The organism is Paenibacillus sp. A14 (genome assembly GCF_036864815.1).
GTDB lineage: Bacteria > Bacillota > Bacilli > Paenibacillales > Paenibacillaceae > Fontibacillus > Fontibacillus sanfengchensis.
Window position 1 is genome coordinate 340,400 of the sequence record NZ_JBAGJD010000005.1, and the last position, 22,414, is coordinate 362,813.

The window sequence follows — 22,414 nt, forward strand, 5'->3', positions numbered from 1 at the left end:
TGGATCATGGCACATTACTGTTCCCAAAAGGAGAAAGGAAGGGCTATGAAAAAGAGATCTTTTACACCTTACTTCTTTGTTGGTCCCCATCTCATCCTGTTTATCGTCTTTATTTTGGTGCCGACGATTTATGGGATTTACGCTTCGTTTACGAAGTGGAATTTGCTCGGGGATCCGATCTGGGTAGGTTTTGAAAACTACAAAACGATACTGTTCGATACAACTTCCACTTTCAACACCCAATTTATGAACGGGATGAAGAACACATTGATTTTTGTCGGCCTCAGCGTTCCGATTCTTATTGTCATCCCGCTGCTTGTGGCGGTGGCTCTGGAACATAAAAAGGTCAAAATGAAGGGGCTCATGCAGTCCATTCTTTACATTCCCGGTCTGATTTCCATCTCTGCGGCGGCACTGATCTGGCTGCTGATCTTCAACAAGCAGCTCGGCATTACCGGCAATGTGTTCGGCTCGCAAATTCCGTGGCCGGCGAACCAGCCTTATGCCTGGATCATCATTATCGTGATCACGGTTTGGGGCGGCGTCGGCGGCAACATGATCATTTACCGCGCCTCCATCAACGGCGTGGCGAAGGACCTTTATGAGGCGGCGGAAATCGACGGGGCCGGCTCCATCCGGAAGTTTACCAGCATCACGCTGCCGTCGATCCGGTTTCCGCTCATTTACACCTTCGTGATGACAACGGGCGGCGCTTTTAACGTCTTTGGCCAGCCGTTGATGATGACCAAGGGCGGTCCGCAGCAGAGCACACACGTCCTGATGATGTATATCCGCCAGTTGGCGTTCGGCCACGGGGAATCCATCGCGGGAATGGCGTCCGCGATGGCGGTGCTGCTGGGTCTCGTGATCCTGATCATTTCCGCCATGCAGTACTATGTGATGAACCGGAATGCTTCCTAAAGGAGAGGTGGGTGAGGCATCATGCTGAAAAAAATCAATATATCCAAATATCTGGCCTATTTGTTTTTAATCTTGCTTTGCTTGATCTGGATTATCCCGGTGCTGTTCGGAATCACCACGTCCTTCCGGACGGAAGCGGAGGTGGTCTCGAACGGTTTCCGGCTGCTGCCGGAGAGCTGGAACTTCGAGAACTATGCGGCGATTCTGGAAAATACCTCGACCGCGCCGATTCTGCGCTGGCTGTTTAACTCGCTGTTCATCGCGATCACCCATACCTTCCTGGTGATTGTCGTCATATCGCTGACAGGCTACGGGTACACGCGCATCAACTTTAAGGGCAGGGATACGCTGTTTTTTACGCTGCTCGGCATTTCTTTTTTTCCGGGAGTCGTTAACCTGATTCCTTCCTACAAAATCATCGATGCGCTGGGCTGGGTCAATACCGCCTGGGCGATGATTATTCCGGGGCTGGCCGGCATGGGGAACATCTTCCTCGTCAGACAGTTCCTCAAGGGGATTCCGACCGAGCTCGACGAATCGGCCCGCGTGGACGGGGCCAGCGATTTCCGGATTTATTATTCGGTTATTTTGCCGCTGATCAAGCCGGTGCTGATCGTGTGCGGGCTGTTCTCATTTATCGGCTCCTGGAACGATTTCCTGTGGCCGGTCATCGTGTATACCGATGTCGACAAGATGCCAGTGACGGCCGGATTGCTGCTGCTGCAGGACATTTACGGCAACTACCGCATGATCGGGCAGCTGGTGGGTTCGGCTATATTAGCGATCATTCCTACGTTGGTTCTGTTTTTATTTGCGCAAAAGCATTTCCTGCAATCGATCAACCTGAATTCCGGGATCAAAGGCTAGAAGAGAATAGAGACATGGAGGAGAGAGAAGATGTCAAATCAAATTATCATCAACACGGATATTGCGAAGGGAAAAATCAACAGGAACATCTATGGTCATTTTGCCGAGCATTTGGGCAGATGCATTTATGAAGGGATTTGGGTGGGAGAGGACTCCCCCATACCGAATACGCAGGGCATTCGCAACGACGTGCTCGAAGCGCTGAAGCAGATCAAGGTACCGGTACTGCGCTGGCCGGGCGGCTGTTTTGCCGACGAATATCATTGGAAGGACGGCGTCGGTCCGCGTGAAGGGCGGAAGCGCATGGTCAATACGCATTGGGGCGGCGTCGTGGAAAATAACCATTTCGGCACTCATGAGTTCATGCTGCTCTGCGAGCTGCTGGAGTGCGAGCCGTATATTTGCGGCAACGTGGGCAGCGGCACGGTTCAGGAGATGTCCGAGTGGGTGGAATACATGACGTTCGACGGGGAATCGCCGATGGCGTCCTGGCGCGCCCAAAACGGCAGAGAGCAGCCGTGGAAGCTGAAGTACTTCGGCGTCGGCAACGAGAACTGGGGCTGCGGCGGGAATATGCGGCCGGAATACTATGCCGATCTGTACCGGCGTTACCAGACTTACGTGCGCAACTATGGCGACAACAAACTCTACAAAATCGCCGGCGGGGCCAATGTGGACGACTACAATTGGACGGAAGTGCTGATGAAAAACGCCGGCTGGCTGATGGACGGCTTGAGCCTGCACTACTATACGATTCCGGGCGACTTCTGGCTGGGGAAAGGATCGGCGCTTGATTTTCCCGAGGACGAATGGTTCATCACCATGAAAAAGGCGCTTCATATGGATGAGTTGATCGCGAAGCACAGCACCATTATGGATAAATACGATCCCGACAAGCGGGTCGGCCTGATCATCGACGAATGGGGCACCTGGTTTGACGTGGAGCCGGGCACCAACCCGGGCTTCCTGTATCAGCAAAACACGATCCGCGACGCTTTGGTCGCCGGGCTGCATTTTAATATTTTTCACAATCATTGCGACCGCGTGCAAATGACGAACATCGCGCAGACCGTGAATGTGCTGCAGGCGATGATTTTGACGGAAGGTGAAAAAATGATCCTGACGCCGACGTACCACGTCTTCGACATGTACAAAGTGCATCAGGATGCGGAATTGCTGGCGGTCGAATCCACCTTCGGCAGCTACGAGTACAACGGGGAGAAGCTGCCGCAAGTGACGGTATCGGCCTCGAAGGATGAGCGCGGCAAGGTTCACATCAGCTTGTGCAACATCGACCACAACAACGGCGCGGAACTGAGTCTGGAGCTGCGCGGCGGCGTTCGGGCCCACGAAGCCAAAGTATCGGGTACCCTGCTGACCGCAGGATCGGTGAACGCCCACAATACTTTCGAGCGTCCCGATGCCGTGAAACCGGTGGAATTCTCGGACGTGGCCGTGCAGGCTGACCGCTTGCAGATCAAGCTTCCACCGATGTCCGTGGTGACGCTCGCTGTGGAATAGTTTGGAGTATCGCAGGGGTTCAAAAGAATCGGTAATAAGGAGAGATGTCCGTGAAGGGAAGGTTCGGCAAGCTTGTGGCGATAGCGCTGGTATGGACGCTGCTATGGCCGTCGAATATGTTTGGGGACGTTAGCGTAGCAGCGGGGAAACCCGGCTCCGATTTACAGGGGCACTGGGCGGAAAAAGAGTGGTCTTCCTGGATTCAAAACGGGTGGATTCGCGGTTATGGCGACGGTACTTACCGGCCGGATCAGCCGATGACGCGGGCGGAGTTCGCGGCGCTCGTCAACCGGGTTATGGGCTTTGCCGAGATCGGCGGCGCGGCCTTTACCGATTTGAAGCCCGAAGACGCCGCCTACCCGGAGATTGGGAAGGCGGTTGCGGCGGGGTATATGGACGGTTTTGAAAATGGAACCGTCCGCCCCGCCGAGCCCGTCACCCGGCAGGAAGCCGCGGCCATGCTGTTCCGGGCGTTCCGCCTGGAGCCGGTTGCGGACGGGGTATCCCCAGGGCTCCGGGACCTGGCGGCCATGCCGGCGTGGAGCAAGCCGGCGGCGACCGCTCTCTGGAGCGGCGGTTATGTAAAAGGGTCGGCGGGCGGCGCTTTTAACCCGGCCCGGCCCGTTACCCGTGCCGAGGCCGTCGCCTTGCTGAACCGCCTCTCCGGCAAGGTGCTGCTTACGCCGGGAACGTTCGGCGGAGACAATGCGCGGAATATGATCATCCAAAGCGGAGGGGTAACCTTGAAGGATGCGGTGATTCCGGGCAACCTTTATCTTTCCGAAGCGATGGGCGGCGGGGAGATCGTGTTGCGGAATGTGAAAGTAGCGGGCAAGGTGTTTGTGTGGAGCGGCGGTAAGGACACGCTGACGCTCATTGACTCGGACATCGGCGATATCGTGATTGATAAGCAGGGAGGCGATATCCGGCTCACCGCCCAGGGAACGACCGCGGTGCGGCGGCTCACCGCCGTGTCCGGTGCCGTTTCGATCCATATTGAAGAGGATAGCACAATTGAAAGCGTTGACATTCGGGGCGACCAAACCATTCCCGTCACCGGGAAAGGGAAAATCACTTCCTCCAACAGCCGGTTGATCCGTCAGGAACAAGGGCAAGCGCAGGGGCAGGGCCCGGAATCCGGAAGTGCCGGTACGGGTTCGAGTTCGGCCTCCTCCGGCTCCGGCGCTTCTTCCTCGCATGGCAGCGGGTCCGCACCGGTTCCGAATTCGCCGCCGGGCACCGGCATCCCGTCCTTCGCGAATGTATCCGTGCATGATCCTTCAATCATCAAGGACGGCGGCGCTTATTATGTATTCGGTTCGCACATCGAAGCGGCAAAATCGACGGACCTGATGCACTGGACGCGATTTACGAACGGGTACGACACGCCGGGCAACGTACTGTACGGCGACCTGTCCGCCAATCTGGCGGCCTCGTTCGCCTGGGCCGGGGAGGATGACGCGGACAGCAAGGGCGGGTTTGCCGTCTGGGCGCCGGACGTGTTCTGGAACAAGGATTATAAGAACGAGGACGGCACCACCGGGGCCTACATGATGTACTACAGCGCCTCGTCCACCTACATCCGGTCCGCGATCGGTTATGCGGTGTCCAAGAAGATCGAGGGTCCTTACCGTTACGTGGACACGGTCATTTACACCGGATTCGCGCGGGATGAGGCCTATGACAACAACAGCGATGTCAACAAAAAGTGGGATAACACCAACATCAAGCCTTTGATTGAGAAAGGCGCTTTGCCGGGCGTTAAAACCGACTGGTTCAACGGCAACGGTTCCTATAACAACGCCTCCTATCCTAACGCGATCGATCCGACGCTGTTCTACGATAAGAACGGCAAGTTATGGATGACTTACGGCTCCTGGTCCGGCGGGATTTTTGTCCTGGAGCTCGATCCGGCGACAGGGCAAGTCAAATACCCGGGGCAGGACGGAAAAACGGCGGACGGCCGCATGATCGACCGTTACTTCGGCATCCATATCGCCGGCGGGTATACGAAATCCGGCGAGGGCCCGTTCATCCTTTACGACGAGGACACCGGATATTATTATCTGACCGTGACGTACGGCGGCTTGGCGGCCAACGGCGGCTACAATATGAGACTGTTCCGTGCGGGCGCGCCGGAGGGTCCATATGTGGATGCCGAAGGAAAGGGAGCGGTGCTGCCGGACCGTTCGGCGGCCAATACGGCTTATGGCATCAAGATGATCGGCAATTTCCTGTTCGAACGGGAGATCGGCGATCCGGGATCGGGTCCGGGATACGGTTATGTATCTCCGGGGCATAATTCGCTGTATTTTGACGAAAAGACGGGCAAACGCTTCCTGATCTTCCATACCCGTTTCCCGCAAAAAGGCGAGGCGCATGAAGTCCGGGTTCACCAGCTCTTTTTGAACAAGGACGGGTGGCTGGTCACGGCGCCTGCGGGCTATACCGGGGAGACGGTTAAGCCGGTCAGCGCCCGGGATGTAACGGGGGATTACAAGTTCGTCAATCACGGTTTGTCCTACTCCGGCGAGATCACGAAGTCCGTTCCACTCCGGCTGAAGGAAGATGGGTCGGTGGCGGGCGATATCACAGGCACTTGGAAGTTAAGCGACGGCTACCGGGCATCCCTCACGCTGAACGGGGTGACTTATGACGGGGTCTTCGTCCGCCAGTGGGATGAGACGCGGCGCGCGGAAACGATGACCTTTACGGCCAGCTCGAAGGCGGGGGAAACCATTTGGGGCATCCGACAGCCGGATAAAAGCGATGAGAGCCTCGTGGCGGACGTCCGGCAAGCCTTGACCCTTGGCGATACAAGCAAGGTCATGGCGAATTTGGCGCTGCCGGCACGCGGAGCCCGGGGGACGCTCATTGCGTGGAAGTCCTCGGACCCTGGCGTCATCACCGATCAAGGCGTGATTTCTCCGCCGGAGCCGGGACAACCGAACCGGACGGCTACCCTGACAGCGACCATTACTAAAGGGAATGCTTCCGCCGTAAAAACCTTTTCCATCGTTGTCGTCCCGGTGGACATCTCAGCCGGGCTGGTGGCGCACTACGGGTTTGAGGAAAATCTGAAAGATTCGTCCGGCCGGTTTGGCGTTGGGGTCGTCACGGGGGACCGGATCGACAAATCTCCCGGGGGAAACATCACCTTCGGCGAGGGCGTGAACGGCAAGGCGGCCGCATTCGACGGCGCTTCCGGCATCCGGCTGCCGGACGGATTGATCCAAGGGAACAAGTACTCGGTTTCGCTGTGGTTGAATCCGGAGAAACATACGGCCAACACCACTACCTTTTTCGGCGGCACGAACAAAAACTGGATCAGCCTCGTCCCGCAAGCCTGGGACAACAACACGATGCTGTGGTCCGGCGAAGCGTGGTACGACGGCACGACAGGTTCGCGAATCCGCGCCAACCAGTGGTCGCACATCGCCTTTACCGTGGACGGGGACGCGGTTAAGGTTTATGTCGACGGCGTTTTGAAGTATTCCGGCGCAGGCTTCCCCGATGTCTTCAAAACCGGCAAAGAGACCTTTGGCCTGGGCGTCAATTGGTGGGATGCGCCGTTCCTAGGCCGGATGGATGAGGTGCGCGTCTACAACGTCCCGATCACGGACGCGCTGGTCGCGAAGCTGGCAGCCGCCCGGCCGGACGGAGTGGAGCCGCCGGCCGAATTGACGGCGAAGTTCTCCTTTGAGGGGAACTTGGCGGATACGGTGGGCGGCCTGGGCGGAACGGTCGTCGGCGAGAAAATCGACGACGTTTCCGCAGGCGGCGTTATCGGCTTTGCCGACGGCGTTAACGGGAAAGCGGCCGTGTTTGACGGGAAGTCGGGCGTCCTTCTGCCGAAGGGACTGATCTCCAGTCCGAACTACTCGGTGACGATGTGGGTCTACGCCGACCGTCTGACGACCTATACCCCGGCCTTCTTCGGCGCGCAGACCAACAACAGCTGGATCAGCCTGCTGCCGGCCGGGCCGGAGGCTGCCGGAAGCGGCGGAGGCGCTTCCTCCAAGCTTTGGTCCGGCTCGTCCTGGTACGACGCCGTCACCGGGGTGAGCACGCCGCTGCGTACGTGGACCCACCTGGCTTTTACCGTGAATCGGGGCAAGGTAACGGTCTACGTGAATGGCGAAGCGAAATTTACGGGCGCAGGCTTCCCCGATATATTCACGGACGATCAGGGCACCTTCGCCCTGGGCGTGAACTGGTGGGACCCGCCATTCCAAGGCATGCTCGATGAGCTGCATGTCTACAAAGGCGCCCTTTCGGCGGAGCAGGTCGCAGACCTGGCCGCCCGCTAAAAGGGCGGAGCGCCGCCTTCCGGCTATCGGGCCGGGAGGCGGTTTTTTTGCCTGAAGGCATAGGTGCAGAGCGAGGTGTAGCGCTAGGTGTAGGGCGAGTTGTAGCGTGGCCTGAATCGGGCTTGCCTTGCCTTGGACCGCCGGTTTCGCTCCCTGTCTGCTTCTCTTTTTAGATATAATCGACTTTTAGTAGCATAGATACGGCGTTTTATTCCTCTAACGGACATAATAGCCGCTATTTCGCCAAAAGTGGCTCCATCTGAATTCTAACGGAAATAGTAGCGCCTATTTGCGGATTTCCCCGTCCCAATGTCCTCCTTTTACCAAAATAGCGGCTACTGCGTCCGTTAGAATTCCGTTTTGCCCTGAAAGGACGAAATAGCCGCTATGGCTTCCGTTAGAATTTGTGGCCAGTCTGTCGAGCCTTCAGGCTGGGCCTGGTGGTGGCAGTATGCCGCCAAAAAGAACGGGGTCGCGATGTTAACGATGTTTTGACCGATCAACTCCCCGGTTGCTGTTATGGCGGGTCCCGTCATTCCGTCGGCAACCACGGCCGGTCGGGCGCGTGCTCCCCGCGATCGGTAGCTCTAACGGACGTAATAGCCGCTATTTCGCCAAAAGAGGTTCCTTCTGAATTCTAACGGAAATAGTAGCACCTATTTGCGGATTTCCCCGCCCCAATGCTCTCCTTTTACCAAAATAGGCGCTACTGCGTCCGTTAGAATTCCGTTTTGCCCTGAAAGGACGAAATAGCCGCTATGGCTTCCGTTAGAATTTTCGGCCAGTCTGTCGAGCCTTCAGGCCGGGTGGTGGCAGGTATGCCGCCAAAAAGAACGGGGTCGCGATGTTAACGATGCCCTGGCCGATCAACTCCCCGCTATGCTGTTATGGCGGGTCCCGTCATTCCGGTGAAATTACCGCCGAAAAGCCCGCTATTCGGGATCACAAGGTCAGCCGGACGCTTCTTGAAGCGGGGTATGTTAAACTAGGGGAACCAGTGAAAGGAAACAGGAGGATTACTATGAAGCTTCGCCATTCGTTTACCTGCCCGCTTGAGTTGACCCACGATATGATGAAGGGGAAGTGGAAGCCGATTATTTTGTGGCGCCTCCGTCTGGGGCGGACTTCGCTCTCCAGGCTGCAAAAGGACATCGAAGGCATCAGCCAGAAAATGCTGCTGGAACAACTGAAGGAACTCATGGAATACGGGTTCGTGAAAAAACGTACATACGCCGGATATCCGCTGCAAGTGGAGTACTACTTAACCAAACCGCTGGGCGAGGAAATGCTTGAGGCGTTGAAAATCATGCAGGGCATCGGTATCCGGTATTTGGAACAGAAGGGAATGCGGGAACTGCTGGAGGCGAAAAAGGTCGTTCCCGAATAATCGGCGAAGCGTACTCCCCACTCCATCCCCAATATACCCACAAAAAAGTAAGTAATAGCCTCCTCGGCGCGGCGTCTCTATAATGGGATACATGATCAAGAACTGCGCAGTCCTTGCAACCAGCATCAAGGAGGAATAACTAGATGATTGTAACCAGTACGGGCATTGTGGACGGCCATATTCAAGACCGTTTCGGCCAAAAAGGAACCCAGTTCAACGAGGCGGGGGTACCTACGTATTCTCTGCCGCTAAAGATAGAGCAAGCCCCCGAGGGCACCCTGTCCTTCGCGTTCGTTCTGGAAGATAAGGATGCCTACCCCGTGGTCGGTTTTTCCTGGATTCATTGGATGGGAGCCGACCTGACCCGAACGGAGCTGCGCGAGAACGAAAGTCTTCACGCGGCCGATTTTGTTCAGGGGGCCAACAGTTGGATCAGTCTTCAGGGAGGAAGTCTGGCCAAGGATGTCTGCAGCGGTTACGGCGGGATGACACCGCCGGACGCTCCGCACCGTTACGAGCTTCACGTCTATGCGCTGGATGCGCTTTTGGAACTGCCGCAGGGCTTTCTATTCAACGAACTGCACCGCCGGATGGAGGGGCATATCCTCGACCAGGCCACATTAAAGGGGATCTACAGTCACGATCCGGAAGAATGAACCCAATAAAGATTACCGCAGAACCCATTCTTTGACGATTAACGTGGAGGAGCCCCCTTGGATCAGCGGGTCCGCCTGCCCAATCCGGGCGGCTTCCTCCAAGGAATCGGACTTAATCAGGTAGGCGCCCCCGGTCGCATCGCCAAAGGGGCCGTACATTTCGAGCAGGCCTTCGTTTTTGAGTTGGTTCAGATGTTGGTAGTGTCCATCTACATGATCGGGATTGAAGGATTCGGTTCGGGTGGTCATCAACAAAAAATACTTCAAGATGTCATCGCCTCCGTTTTTAAATACATTTGGGCCATTATAGCATCGCTCCCTGGTATAAGGAACCCGCATGCCTGCATGACCCGGTTCATTGACATAACCAACCCCGAGTGATATGTTCAAACAGATACGGTTTAAATAATGAGTGATCGATTTTTATAGTTCTTTTTTGCAAAAGCTCTTCATTCCGAAGGGTTTTTTCCATTTTAAAAGTAAAGATGTGATGAATAGTGATTCGTTTACCCGAGCGTTTGCGAAATCCCGCGATTTTAAACAAATATTTTACCGGCGAGACGATGGATTACCGGCAGATTATCGCCCTGTTTATTCCGATTCTGATCGACCAGGTCTTCATCGTCGGGCTTAATCTGGTGAATACCGCGATGATCAGTTCATCGGGGGTCGCCGCGGTCAGCGCGGTGAATATGGTGGATTCGCTCAATATCTTTTTGATCAACGTGTTTGTCGCCGTGGCGACCGGGGGGACCGTGGTGGTAGCCCAGTACAAAGGCAGCGGCAACGACCCGATGGTATCCCGGGCCTCGGCGGCCACCGTGGCCGCCGTGTCGATGATCGCTCTGACCATCGGCCTGCTGATCATGGGCTTTCATAATCCGGTGTTGAACGTGCTGTTCGGAACGGCCTCGGCGGATGTCCTCGACAACGCCAGGGTCTACCTTATCGGCAGCAGCCTATCGTACCTGGGCATCGCGGTGGTTCAAGCCGTCTGCGGCGCCTTGCGCGGGATCGGCAAGACCCGGGCGTCGCTGGCCCTTTCGCTGATTATGAACCTGCTGTACGTGCTGCTCAACATCGTTTTCATTACGCTGCTGGACATGGGCGTGGTGGGGATGACGATTGCGGTAAACATCGCCCGTTACGTGGGGGCGGCCTGTGCGCTGTATTATTTGTTCAAGCTGGATGCCACGCTGCACCTCCGCATCCGCGACCTCTTTCATTTTCCGCTGTCGATGCTGCGCAAAATTATGTTTATCGGCGTGCCTTTTGCCGCCGAGCAGATGTTTTTTAACGGGGGAAAATTGTTGACCCAGGTTTTCATCGTCAGCTTGGGGACCTACGCCATCGCGACCAACGCGATTAGCGGCTCGCTCGCCATGGTGTTCCAAGTTCCCGCCAGCGCGATGTCCCTGGCGATTGTAACCGTGGTCGGGCAGTGCATCGGACGGGGGAATATCGAGGATGCCCGGAAGTTTATCAAATCCTTCCTTTGGCTGGGATCGATATCCCTGGCGCTGGTCGGACTGATTTTGATGCCGTTTTTCCGGCCTTTGGTGGGTCTTTTTGATCCGCCGCCGGAAATCGTGGACGACATATTTCTCGTTCTGCTCGTGAATACCCTGGCCCAGGTTCCGCTTTGGGCGATCAGTTTTATTTTGCCGTCCGCCTTGCGGGCTGCGGGAGATTCGAAGTTCACCTCCATCACGTCGATGCTGACCATGTGGTTGTTCCGGGTAATTCTCGGATATATTTTGGGCATTGTGTTCAATTTCGGCATCCTCGGCGTCTGGCTGGCGATGAACTGTGAATGGGGGGTCCGCGGAGCGATTTTCCTTTGGCGGTTCCGGGGCAAAAAGTGGTATGCGCATAAATTGATATAGCGGTCCATTAGCGAGCTTTCCGTAAAAAGACAACAAATCCCGGTCATCTTGACCGGGATTTGTTGCTTATTCATAATCGATGTTCTCGAATTTGCTGCCTTCCTCCAAATCAAGATCCCGCCGCGTCACGCTGTTTCCTTTGCTCCTGCCTAAAATGTATCCTTGTCGCCCGGTACATGCCAGAATCGTTTCTCTGCCCTGGTATTCATGCCGGTGTCGGTAGTATTCGGGGATGCGGCTGCCGAGGTTTACGGCTTCATTGCCGAATGAGCGGGATACGGAGGGATCGCCCCCTTTTTGTGATGCCGCCCCCCTCGAAAAAAGGACTTTTCCGTTCAACCTAGAATTTAGGTAACTCGAAAACGGAGGACCGACCGTCAAGGGGTGGAAAGGGGATGGACGAATGCGGCGTTTCCGCGGGTGGAATACCTTGCGCAATCAAATGCTGGTGGGGTTCCTCGGGGTGATGATCCTTATTTTGTGCGTGGTCGGGGTGGTCACCTTCGATTCCGTGTCCCGGCTGCTGAAAAACAATGCGGAGAAGCATATCCGGCAGACGGCGGTTCAGGCCAACGGGCGGCTGGAGGCCGTGCTGAACCAGATCGACTCCCTGACGACGCAGGTGGCTACGAACGCCTATGTCCAGAAGGTGCTGCTGAATGAGCGAAACGGGAATCCGGCGACGTTCTCGGAACGCCAAGCTTTGCTCTCCAGCATCAAAATCGTGCAGACCTATGCCGACGGCATCACCTCGGTCGAGCTGTACAGCGCTGAGAATCGGCGGCTGTTTCCGCTCGATGAAGGGCGTCTGGATATGAAGGTGGGTCAGGAATGGATCGCCAGGGCCAAGGAAGGCAAGGGACGGATGGTGTGGATCGGCAAGGACCCTTTGGAGCCGGACACCGTCCTGGCGATCCGCAGCGTCAGTCTGATGGACCAGTGGTTTACGCACGGCGGATATGTGCTGGTACGGATGGACCGGGAGGCGTTCAGGCTGAGCGAATCGTTCAACGGCGATAGCGGTCGGGAGACGATGCTGGTCGTCGGGCAAAATTACAGCCTTATTGCCAGCAGCGATCCGACCTTTAATACGGGGGCGATCCGGCCGCTGGTGGAAGCGGAAGAGACGGGCGTGTCGATCGGCAAAAGGAAATACATGCTGGTGAAGCAGCCTTCAGCGGTCACGGGCTGGATTTTCTTGATCCTGACCCCCGTGAGCGCCATAACGGAGGGAATTTCCGTGTTGCGCACGGCCATTTTGATGTCCGCGGGGATCGGCACGCTGCTGTTTATCGTGCTGTCTTTTCCCATGTCCACGATCATTACCAGGCCGGTGTTCAAGCTGATCAAAACGATGCGCGGCGCCCGGCTGAACGGTCTTAAGCCGACGACGCAAATCTCGTCGACGATCGAGATCAATGAACTGAACCATACGTACAACCGGATGGTCGAGCATATGAACGGGCTGATCGAACTGGTGTACGAAAAAGAGCTGATCCAGAGCCGAACGGAGCTGAAGGCGCTGCAGGCGCAAATCCATCCGCATTTTTTGTTCAACACTCTGGAAGCGCTTTACTGGGCTTTGCAGGAGAAGCGGGAAGAGGAGCTTGCCGGATATGTGGTCGCGATGGCGGATTTGTTCCGCTATACGATTACGGGGCCGAACAAGGAGGAGTGGGTCACCTTGGGGGATGAACTGGAGCACATCGAACGCTATTTGCTGATCATGAAAATGAGGCTTGGCGACCGGATCGGGTGGAGCATTTTGTCGCCGCCCGCTTACGCGCGGGTGAGCATGCCGAAGCTGTTGATTCAGCCGCTCGTCGAAAACGCGATCCTGCACGGCATCGAAGGCCGGATCGGCCCGGGAACGGTGACGATCCGGGTAGAGCCGGCCGAAGACGGGATCCACCTGGGGATCACCGTGGAAGACGACGGCCGGGGGATGGATGCGGCGACTCTGCGCACCTTGAACCATGCGCTGGAGACCGGCCAATCCCCGCCATCCAAAGGGACGGGGATGGGAATCTTCAACGTGCGGCAGCGGTTGAAGCTTTATTACGGCCGCGGCCGCTTGCGCCCGGGGGTGTCCATCCGCAGCGCCAGCGGCGAAGGCACCCGGGTCAGCTTGACAATTCCAATGCAGACGGGAGAGGGAGAGGAATGAATATGTGGAAGCGCAGGGTTATTTTGATTGTCGATGACGAACCGAGGACCCGCCAAGGGTTGAAAAATATGCTTGAGGCCTGGAGCGGCGGCCGCTACGAGGTGATGACGGCGGAACATGCCCCCCGGGCGATGGAGCTGTTGGCGGGGGAACCGGTCGTGCTGCTGATTTCCGATATTCGCATGCCGGAAATCAGCGGGCTGAGTCTGGTGGAGCGTCTTTCCGCGGCGGAAGCGGAGGAAAGCTCGGGAACGGGGGCATACCGGCCGGCGGTTATTCTGATTTCCGGTTACGCCGAATTTGAATATGCCCAACAAGCCATCCAGCTCGGGGTGGTCAACTATTTGCTGAAGCCGATCCGCAAAGAGAAGCTGATCGATACGGTGGAGCGGGCGCTCCGGGTTGGCGAGGAGCGCAGCCGGATGACCCGGCTGGCGCGGATGATGGACCGCAAGCTGCTCGAGGCCGCCGGGGAACTGGACTCGGTGGCGGAGCCCGTCAGGGAGGCGCTCCGCTATGTGGAGGAGCATCTTGATCAGGGCCTCGGCTTGCGCGAAGCGGCGCAGCACGTGCACCTAAACCCGAGCTATTTCAGCGTGCTGTTCAAAGAGCAGATGCGGATGACCTTCATCGAATACGTCACCCGCCTGCGGATTCAGAAGGCGAAGGAACTGCTGCTGCAAACGAAGCTGCCGGTAGGGGAGATCGCCGAGCGCGTCGGATATCAGACAACCAAGTATTTTAACAAGGTATTTAAAGAGTACGAAGGGCACAGTCCCGGTTTCTACCGGAACGAGGTGAAGGGCCAAGCGCCGGAAGTGCCGGGGCCGGACGCCGATCTAAAGAAATTGGAATAATACCCAATCGCTGTGACCTTATGTCCCTTGGCGGCAGGGTGCTACACTGGCTTCAGAGAGAAAGCGCATACATCTCTCAAGACCGAATAAGGGGGAAGGGACGAAATGAAAAGAAAGGCGTTTTCCGCATCCCTGCTGCTACTTGCGCTCACCTTGGTGCTGGCTGCTTGCGGGGGGAAGAATGGAGCCGGCTCGGGCGGGGCGAATACCTCGGCCGGAACGGGAAGTGAAGGGGGCCAAAGCGCCGGCGGAGACAAGGTGACGATCAAAATGATGCACCTCTGGCCGGATGGCAGCAATTCCGCACAAAACAAGCTGGTCAAGCAGATTATCGGCGAATACGAACAGGCGAATCCGAATGTCAAAATCGAAACCGAAGTGCTGGAAAATGAACAGTACAAAAATAAAATCAAGGTGCTGTCCGCTTCGAACAGTCTGCCGGACGTCGGTTTTACCTGGGCCGCCGGATTTCTGGAGCCCTACGTGAAAGGCAAGATGTTCGCACCGTTGGACGATCTGCTGCAGGGCGAACTGAAGGATAAATTCGTGGCCGGAACGACCGAGGCTTACGCTATGGACGGCAAAACGTATGCGCTTCCCGTAGAGCTGAACATCGTGCCGGTCTACTACAACAAAGAGATTTTTGCGAAATACAAGCTCCAGCCGCCGCAAACCTATGAGGAATTCAAAAACATTATCAAAACGCTGAACGACAACAAAGTGACGCCGATCGCCCTCGGTTCGAAGGACGCGTGGACCGGATCGTTCTGGTACATGTATCTGGCCGACCGGATCGGCGGACCGGATGTGCAGGATCAGGCCGTGGCCAGCGGCAGCTTCAGCGATCCAAGCTTGTTGGAAGCCGCCAAGGAGGCTCAGGCTCTGGTTAAAGGCAACGCGTTCGTCAAGGGCTTTAACGGATTGTCGAACGACGAAGCGAAGTCCGAATTTATGAATGAAAAAGCCGCCATGTACGCGATGGGGACGTGGGAAGTGCCCAACTATACGACGAACCCGGATATCCCGCAGGAGTTCAAGGACAAGATCGGATTCTTCAAGTTCCCGACGATTGAAGGCGGCAAAGGGGACGCCAACGATTGGGTCGGGGGCGTCGGGGTCGGATTGTTCGTCTCCGAGAACTCCAAGGTGAAGGAGGACGCCGAGAAGTTCGTCAGCTTCTTCGTGCAGCGGTGGGGCGAACTGTCCGTGACCGATGCGGGCATTATTCCCGGAACAAAGGTCGACACCTCGAACGTCGAGCTGCCGCAGATGTTTATGGATGTCCTGAACGAGCTCAACAATGCCAAAAAAGTCATTCTCTACCTCGATGTGCAGATGAAGCCGGTGGCCTCCGAGGAGCATCACAATCTGATTCAGGCGCTGCTCGGCAACGCCATTACACCGGAGGAGTTCGTCAAAAAACAGGAAGAGGTCTTGAAGGCCGGCAAATAACCCGGCCGCTTAGCGAGAAAAGACGAAGGACCGGGCGATTTCCCGGTCCGGTTCTTTTCTCCGGCGGCAGGCAAGGGAGCGAGGAGGACAATCCGTTATGGATAAAGTGATGTCGAACCGAACAATCATCGCCCTGTACGTGCTTCCGTCCCTGTTGCTGATCCTGGCTATCATCTACATCCCCATTGTGCTCACCGGGTACTATGGGCTGATGCAGTGGGACGGGGTCAGCGGCATGACGTTTATCGGGCTGGAGAATTACGCGGTCCTTCTGAAGGACGGCGCGTTCTGGAGCAGTGTTTCCCATTCGCTGCTGTTTGCGGTCCTGTCCACGGTCAGTTTGGCGGTATATCTGCTGATTTCGCTGATCCTGGCCGGACGAATCAAAGGGGCCGGGCTGCTGCGAAAAATTTATTTGATCCCCATGCTGCTGTCCTCGGTGGCGATCGCCCAGCTTTGGCTGAAGATTTATCATCCGACCAACGGCATGTTGAATACGTTTTTGGACTCGCTCGGCGTGGAGAACACTCCGGCCTGGCTTTCCGAACCCAAACTGGTGCTGTGGGCGTTGTTCGTTCCGATTTTGTGGCAGTATGCGGGATTTTACATTCTGATCTATTACGCCGCCCTGAAGAATATCCCCGCTTCCCTTGAGGAGGCGGCCCGGATCGATGGAGCAAGCCCGTGGCAAATCGCCCTGAAGGTCAAGCTGCCGCTGATCACGGAGGTGATCAAGGTCACGGTGGTCCTGGCGGTGGTCGGGTCTCTAAAGTACTTCGACCTGATCTATGTCATGACCGACGGCGGTCCCAACGGTGCCAGCGAGGTGATGGCCTCTTACATGTATCATAAGGCGTTCCGGGGATTCGATTTCGGTTACGGAAGCGCGATCGGCTTTTTCCTGCTGGTGATCTGCATGGTGGCGACCTGGGGGATTCGCAGGCTGACGGCCACCAAAGACACGATCCAATATTCCTAAGCGAGGAGGGAATCCCCATGAAGACAGCTACCCCAGCCATCCCGGCATCGGCAACGATCCCGGGGCCGCGGTCCGCCGGATCCAAGTTCGGTTACGCGGTCTTGTATCTGGTCCTTTACGGAGCGGCGGTCGTTCAGATGATCCCGCTCGTCTGGCTGCTCTTTTTTTCCTTAAAAAACAACCAGGAGGTATTCAATCTCCCGCCGCTGGCCCTGCCCCGGGAACCCAAGTGGGAAAATTACCAGACGGTCTGGTCGCAGGGCAACATCGGCCGTTATTTTATAAACAGTATCGGAATTACGGTGGTCTCGGTGATCCTGACGATTTTACTGGCGAGTTTCGTGACTTACGCCATTACGAGAATGCGCTGGAAGCTGCGGTCGGCGGTTCTGGGCTTGTTCATGATCGGCTTGATGATCCCGGTCCATTCCACGCTGATTCCGCTGTTCAGTCTGTTTCAAAAAACCGGATTGACGGATACGCACCTAAGCATTGTCCTTTCCTATACAGCGTTTAATCTTCCGATTACGATCATGATTCTGCTCGGTTTCTACTACGCCTTGCCGAGGGAGGTGGAAGAGGCGGCCGTGATGGACGGGTGCGGCGTCAATATTATGTTTTTCCGCATTGTGCTGCCGATGACGGTCTCGGTCATTGTTACCGCAGCCATCATTAATATGATCTACAATTGGAATGAGTTCATCTTTGTCAATACCTTTATCGGTTCCGATCCGCTCAAGACCTTGACCGTCGGCGTGCAGAACTTCGTCGGCCAGTACACTACGGACTGGGGAGCGATCGGGGCGACGTTGATGATCAGCATTCTTCCGATTCTGATCGTATTCCTGGTGCTCAGCAACAAGATTGTGGAAGGGATTGCCGCTGGATCCGTTAAAGGCTGAAATCCTGCTGTTTCACGACGGTTATGAAAACCGCTCCCAGACGGTAGAGGCCGTCCGGATTTTGGTGTCCGAACTTCGCGCTCAAGGATATGACCTGGTGACGGTCAGCGAGCTGCTGAATTCGCAACAAGAATAGATTTCGTGCAGGGCCGGTACCGGGGAATTTTGCGGTACCGGTTTTTTCTGTCCACTAGCGTCGCTGCCACACTGTTACATTACTTAAGGCGTCGCATAAGTCTCGAATGGGGAAGCGCCATGTAGGTTTCATGCAACGTTAGTGCGGAGTGTCTACTTTGAATGAACATCGACAGACGGTTTTCTTAGGGGATTGAACCTAATTATCGGGAATTCATCCCGTTAATTGGGGGCCATTCGGCAGCAGGGGCGAATTAACTGGAAAATCTCCCGATAATTCGTCCGAGATCGTGCGTTTTGGTGGTTATGCCGCAAAATAGCTGGAGTTTTTCCAGCTAAATCGGATCCACGGGCCAAAAGCAGCCGTATTAACGGGAGGTTTTCCCGTTAGTGCACCCGGAGGACGAAATATTCGCTTTTTCGCTTTAGATTATTCTGTTCATTTATTTGATTATCATATTATAATCACTTTAGACAGCAGGAGAAGACAGGGGTGAGTGCGTTGATTATGGAGGGGATCTATAATTACTACATTGTTGCGCTATCGTGCTTGATAGCCGTATTAGCATCGTACTCCGCATTAAGCATCTCGGCGCGGATTTCCCGCGCGAGCGGGGGAGTCCGGTTCTTTTGGACGCTGGCGGGCTCGTTCGTGATGGGAACAGGGATTTGGGCAACCCATTTTGTAGGAATGCAGGCGGTCCATCTGGGCATGGAGGTCAGGTATGATTGGTGGCTGACGACCTTCTCGATGGGCGTAAGCATGATTTCCTCGTGGGTTGCTTTTTACATAACATTACCTAAGAAAGTCGGCCGGAAAACATTGATCCTCGGCAGCGGTGTGATGGGCGGCGGGATCGTGCTGATGCATTACATCGGGATGGAAGCGATGATCATGCCGGCCCGACTGAGTTACGATCCCGTATACGTGATTTTGTCCGCCGGAATTGCCGTAGGGGCTTCTTACATGGCGTTGATCTTGTTTCTCCGCTTCCGCAATAAGCCGGGGGGAAGCGGGTTAAAGTGGGCGTCCGCCCTGGCCATGGGGGTTGCGGTGTGCGGGATGCACTATACGGGTATGAAGGCGGCCCGTTTCCTGGGGGATCCCGGGATGAGGATGACAAACGAACACGTTGTGGACCTCGTTTTGCTGTATGGGGTAACCGTGGTGATTCTCATCATCCTGTCCGTTTCCTGGACGGCGATTTTCCTGGACCGCTTCGTTCTTGAAAGCATGGCTTACCGCGACACCATTACCGGCTTGCCGAACCGTAACGAAATGAACCGCTTCTTGCATACGGTATCGGACCGGGACAGCCTGGGCGTCTTGTTCCTGGATCTCGATCAGTTCAAGTCGATCAATGACACGCTCGGGCATTCCGTAGGAGATCTTTTGATCGGCCATGTGGGGCGCAGGCTGCTCCGGTTCGCGGGCGAAGGCCGGGAGGTGTTCCGGATCGGCGGGGATGAATTTTTGTTCATCGTCTCCCCCTGTGGGGAGGACCGGGCCAGACGGCTGGCGGAGCAAATTTTGCAGTGCGTCAAACAGGTTTATTTTATTCAAGGAAATGAATTATACATAACCGCAAGTATTGGAATCTGTCTCCGTTCTTCGCCTATGGCGGACGGCTCCACCCTGCTCAAATCGGCGGATACGGCCATGTACCGGGCGAAATCGGCGGGGAAGAACAGGTACTGTTTCTATAGCAAGGAGATGGAGCTTCAGGAGATCCGGAGGATGGAACTCGAGAAGGATTTGAAAAAAGCGCTCGACAACCGCGAGTTCTACCTCGTGTACCAGCCGAAGTGGAGCGTCAAGGAGAATCGGCTGGTCGGCTGGGAAGCTTTAATCCGGTGGAATCATCCCCGTTTGGGGATGGTATCCCCGGGGGAGTTTATCCCGATTGCGGAGGAGACGGGGCTGATCGTTCCGATGACGCGCTGGTCTTTGAAGCAGGCCTGCCGCCAGTGCGGTGCCTGGCTGTCCCGCGGCGTCCGCCAACCGGTCTCGGTCAATTTGTCGGTCGGGATGTTCTGGACGGGGAGCTTGCACAGCATCATCAGCGGCGTGCTTTATGAAACCGGGTTGGACCCCCGTCTCCTGGAGCTCGAAATTACTGAATCCATGGTGCTGCACGACGTTCAAGAGATTATCCGGCAGATTGAGCGGCTGCGCGACATGGGCGTCCGAATCTCCATGGACGACTTCGGCAGCGGGTATTCATCAATCGGTCTGCTCGATCGAATTCCGCTCGATACACTGAAACTCGACCGCCTGTTTACCAATGATCTGGAAATGCCGGCGAAACGGGCGATCATCAGCGCCATCATCCAGATGGCCAGCAATCTTCATCTGGATGTGATTGCCGAGGGGGTGGAGACCGGGGAGCAGGTTTCGTTTTTAACGGAGCTCGGCTGCCATGTGATGCAGGGATATTACTACGGCAAACCGATGCGGGTAGAGCAAATTGACGAATGGCTGCTCCGGAAGGGGGGCTTGCCATCATCATGAACACACCAGTCCTATTTAAACGGAAGTCAAGTTCAGCTACCGTAGTTCAACTTTTCAAGTGAGGGTGGTCCGCCATTACAGACAAGTCGATTCAACAGCCCGAAACCCGCAGCCTGCACCGAAAAATCCTTCAGTCTTACTGGGCTGTATTTTTCTTGTCCCTGCTCGCGGAATTTGTTGTCCTCTATTTAAAGCTCCGGGTCGAGCCGGAACAGGCCGATATTTTTCTCGTTGATTCCATGGTTATTCCTTCGTTGATTCAGCTCGTCGTGCTGGGCGTGAATGAGGCGGCTTTTCGTTACGGCAAAGAATGGCCGCTGCTCATTATCGCCAGCGGGACTTGTATCGCCTGCGCTTTGTTCATCGCCAATAAAACGGTGCACCTGCAGTATATCTTCCTCTTATCCCTGCTGGTTTCGATGTATTACTTCAATATCAGGCGGCTCTACCTCGCTTTTGCCCTGAATATGATCGCTTTCGGTACGGTCTATGCGCTATACCGCGAAATTCGCGATAGTATGGTCACATACGAGCTGCTTGCTTTTTTTGCCCTGATGATAGGGATGCTGTACATTGCGCGGGGGATTATTGCACGTGGGGAACAACTTCTTGGTGAACATACGCGTGTCTTGCGGTCCGAGCAGGAGCTATTCGTCAAAAACGTGCTGATGGACCGGATGGTAAAAATCGACGCTTTAACCGATTTGTATAACCACAAAACGCTGTATGAATACCTCGATCAACTGATCGAGCAAAGCAATAACTGCGGGATGCCGATGCAACTGGCGGTAATCGATATCGATGACTTTAAAGCGGTTAACGATACGTTCGGTCACGCCGTTGGAGACGTGATCCTCGCCCGCGTGGCCGACGAACTGAAAGCCGCTTTTTCCTCGAATGAAATCATCGCGCGATACGGAGGCGAAGAGTTCGTGGTGATCTTTACGGGGAAAACGATCGCGGAAGCTTACGCGGAAACCGAGCATGCCCGGGAGAACATCTGGCGGCTCACCCATGCGGAAATGAACGGGCGGCAAATTTCCGTGAGCATCGGGCTGGCCGAATACCGGGCGGGGGACTCGCGGACAGCTTTGTTCGAAGAGGCGGATTCCTTTTTGTACAAGGCTAAAAGAGCGGGAAAAAACCGGACCGTCCTCCATGCTCCCGAAGAGAGCGCTTAAAGCGGGCGGACGTCCGGTCTTATAGGGGTAAATTTCTTATCCGACGGGCGGCCATTCCTCTCCGCCGGTTAAGTATTTTTCCGTAAGGATCTTCAGCAGTTGAATGCCGACTTCGTTATGCCCGCCTTCGGGGATGATGAGGTCGGCGTATTTTTTGGACGGCTCGATAAACGCCTCGTGCATCGGCTTCACCGTGGCCAGGTACTGTTGGTAAATCGAATGAATGGAGCGGCCCCGTTCCTCCATATCCCGCAAAACGCGGCGCAGCAGACGGACGTCGGCATCCGTGTCCACAAACACTTTGATGTCGAGCAGCTTCCGCAACGGTTCGTCATAGAGCACGAACAGGCCCTCGACGATGGCGATCCGGTTGGGCTGAAGCAGCACGGTTTCCGAAGTGGAGCGGGTATAGTCGGTAAAATTGTATACCGGCGCATAGGCGGGCAGGCCTTTTTTCAGCAGTTGCAGATGCTCGATCAGCAATTCGTTGTCAAAAGCGAAAGGGTGATCGTAGTTGGTCAGCAGCCGTTCCTCCATCGTCAGGTCCGCCTGGTCTTTATAATAATTATCCTGGGATATGAAAGTGACTTTGTCCGAGCCGAGCTGCTCGATGACAGAGCGGGCCACCGTGGTTTTTCCCGAGCCGGTGCCGCCGGCGATTCCGATAATCAGCATGCGATC

At 55.7% G+C, this 22,414-nt stretch carries 18 protein-coding genes and 1 pseudogene; 15 read left to right on the forward strand and 4 right to left on the reverse strand.

All coding sequences use genetic code 11. From position 1 onward, the window contains the following. Positions 1-45 precede the first annotated feature (45 nt). Genes V4U88_RS16035 through V4U88_RS16050 form a run of 4 tightly spaced genes read left to right on the forward strand, consistent with a single transcriptional unit; the run spans position 46 to position 7,619 of the window. On the forward strand, positions 46-921 hold the full coding sequence (locus tag V4U88_RS16035) for a carbohydrate ABC transporter permease (protein WP_334074250.1): 876 nt from the start codon (positions 46-48) through the stop codon (positions 919-921). Positions 922-942: 21 nt separating this feature from the next. Continuing rightward, positions 943-1,788: a carbohydrate ABC transporter permease gene (locus tag V4U88_RS16040; protein WP_334074251.1), complete on the forward strand. Its 846-nt coding sequence runs from the start codon at positions 943-945 to the stop codon at positions 1,786-1,788. Positions 1,789-1,818: 30 nt separating this feature from the next. Further along, complete coding sequence (locus V4U88_RS16045; RefSeq protein WP_334074252.1) at positions 1,819-3,309, forward strand: alpha-N-arabinofuranosidase; 1,491 nt, start codon at positions 1,819-1,821, stop codon at positions 3,307-3,309. A gap of 50 nt (positions 3,310-3,359) precedes the next feature. Then, positions 3,360-7,619: a LamG-like jellyroll fold domain-containing protein gene (locus tag V4U88_RS16050; protein ID WP_334074253.1), complete on the forward strand. Its 4,260-nt coding sequence runs from the start codon at positions 3,360-3,362 to the stop codon at positions 7,617-7,619. Positions 7,620-7,966: 347 nt separating this feature from the next. On the opposite strand, the gene V4U88_RS16055 is transcribed toward V4U88_RS16050, so the two are convergent. Then, positions 7,967-8,155 (reverse strand): hypothetical protein, encoded by a 189-nt coding sequence (locus V4U88_RS16055; protein WP_334074254.1) that lies wholly within the window; start codon positions 8,153-8,155, stop codon positions 7,967-7,969. Between the two features lie 485 nt (positions 8,156-8,640). Between V4U88_RS16055 and V4U88_RS16060 the strand changes: the two genes are divergently transcribed. Further along, positions 8,641-9,006, forward strand: coding sequence for a winged helix-turn-helix transcriptional regulator (locus V4U88_RS16060; RefSeq protein ID WP_334074255.1), 366 nt, complete (start codon positions 8,641-8,643; stop codon positions 9,004-9,006). A 143-nt stretch (positions 9,007-9,149) separates the two neighbouring features. After that, complete coding sequence (locus V4U88_RS16065; protein WP_334074256.1) at positions 9,150-9,662, forward strand: YbhB/YbcL family Raf kinase inhibitor-like protein; 513 nt, start codon at positions 9,150-9,152, stop codon at positions 9,660-9,662. A gap of 12 nt (positions 9,663-9,674) precedes the next feature. Here the strand turns inward: V4U88_RS16065 and V4U88_RS16070 are convergent, their stop codons facing one another. Beyond that, a complete protein-coding gene (locus tag V4U88_RS16070; RefSeq protein ID WP_334074257.1) occupies positions 9,675-9,929 on the reverse strand; it encodes a YciI family protein in 255 nt (84 codons plus the stop codon). A gap of 296 nt (positions 9,930-10,225) precedes the next feature. On the opposite strand from V4U88_RS16070, the gene V4U88_RS16075 reads away from it, so the two are divergent. Next, positions 10,226-11,548, forward strand: a complete 1,323-nt coding sequence (locus V4U88_RS16075; RefSeq protein WP_334074371.1) for an MATE family efflux transporter — start codon at positions 10,226-10,228, stop codon at positions 11,546-11,548. 66 nt (positions 11,549-11,614) lie between these two features. On the opposite strand, the gene V4U88_RS16080 is transcribed toward V4U88_RS16075, so the two are convergent. Further along, on the reverse strand, positions 11,615-11,887 hold the full coding sequence (locus V4U88_RS16080) for a hypothetical protein (RefSeq protein ID WP_334074258.1): 273 nt from the start codon (positions 11,885-11,887) through the stop codon (positions 11,615-11,617). A gap of 91 nt (positions 11,888-11,978) precedes the next feature. On the opposite strand from V4U88_RS16080, the gene V4U88_RS16085 reads away from it, so the two are divergent. From V4U88_RS16085 to V4U88_RS16120, 8 genes and pseudogenes are all read left to right on the forward strand, one after another. Next, complete coding sequence (locus tag V4U88_RS16085; RefSeq protein ID WP_334074259.1) at positions 11,979-13,715, forward strand: sensor histidine kinase; 1,737 nt, start codon at positions 11,979-11,981, stop codon at positions 13,713-13,715. Positions 13,716-13,717: 2 nt separating this feature from the next. Next, on the forward strand, positions 13,718-14,572 hold the full coding sequence (locus tag V4U88_RS16090) for a response regulator transcription factor (RefSeq protein WP_334074372.1): 855 nt from the start codon (positions 13,718-13,720) through the stop codon (positions 14,570-14,572). Between the two features lie 105 nt (positions 14,573-14,677). Next, positions 14,678-16,024: an extracellular solute-binding protein gene (locus tag V4U88_RS16095; RefSeq protein ID WP_334074260.1), complete on the forward strand. Its 1,347-nt coding sequence runs from the start codon at positions 14,678-14,680 to the stop codon at positions 16,022-16,024. Between the two features lie 97 nt (positions 16,025-16,121). Then, a complete protein-coding gene (locus V4U88_RS16100) occupies positions 16,122-17,003 on the forward strand; it encodes a carbohydrate ABC transporter permease (protein ID WP_334074261.1) in 882 nt (293 codons plus the stop codon). A 17-nt stretch (positions 17,004-17,020) separates the two neighbouring features. Next, positions 17,021-17,905: a carbohydrate ABC transporter permease gene (locus tag V4U88_RS16105; protein WP_334074262.1), complete on the forward strand. Its 885-nt coding sequence runs from the start codon at positions 17,021-17,023 to the stop codon at positions 17,903-17,905. Between the two features lies 1 nt (position 17,906). Continuing rightward, positions 17,907-18,041, forward strand: a pseudogene (locus tag V4U88_RS16110) (polysaccharide deacetylase family protein); the annotation flags it as partial. 492 nt (positions 18,042-18,533) lie between these two features. Beyond that, positions 18,534-20,552, forward strand: a complete 2,019-nt coding sequence (locus V4U88_RS16115; protein WP_334074263.1) for a putative bifunctional diguanylate cyclase/phosphodiesterase — start codon at positions 18,534-18,536, stop codon at positions 20,550-20,552. Positions 20,553-20,707: 155 nt separating this feature from the next. Further along, entirely contained in the window at positions 20,708-21,733 is a 1,026-nt protein-coding gene (locus tag V4U88_RS16120) for a GGDEF domain-containing protein (protein ID WP_334074264.1), read from the forward strand. 36 nt (positions 21,734-21,769) lie between these two features. On the opposite strand, the gene udk is transcribed toward V4U88_RS16120, so the two are convergent. Further along, positions 21,770-22,408 carry a uridine kinase gene (gene udk, locus V4U88_RS16125; RefSeq protein ID WP_334074265.1) on the reverse strand — a complete coding sequence of 213 codons (639 nt, stop codon included), beginning with the start codon at positions 22,406-22,408 and terminating at the stop codon, positions 21,770-21,772. Positions 22,409-22,414 lie beyond the last annotated feature (6 nt).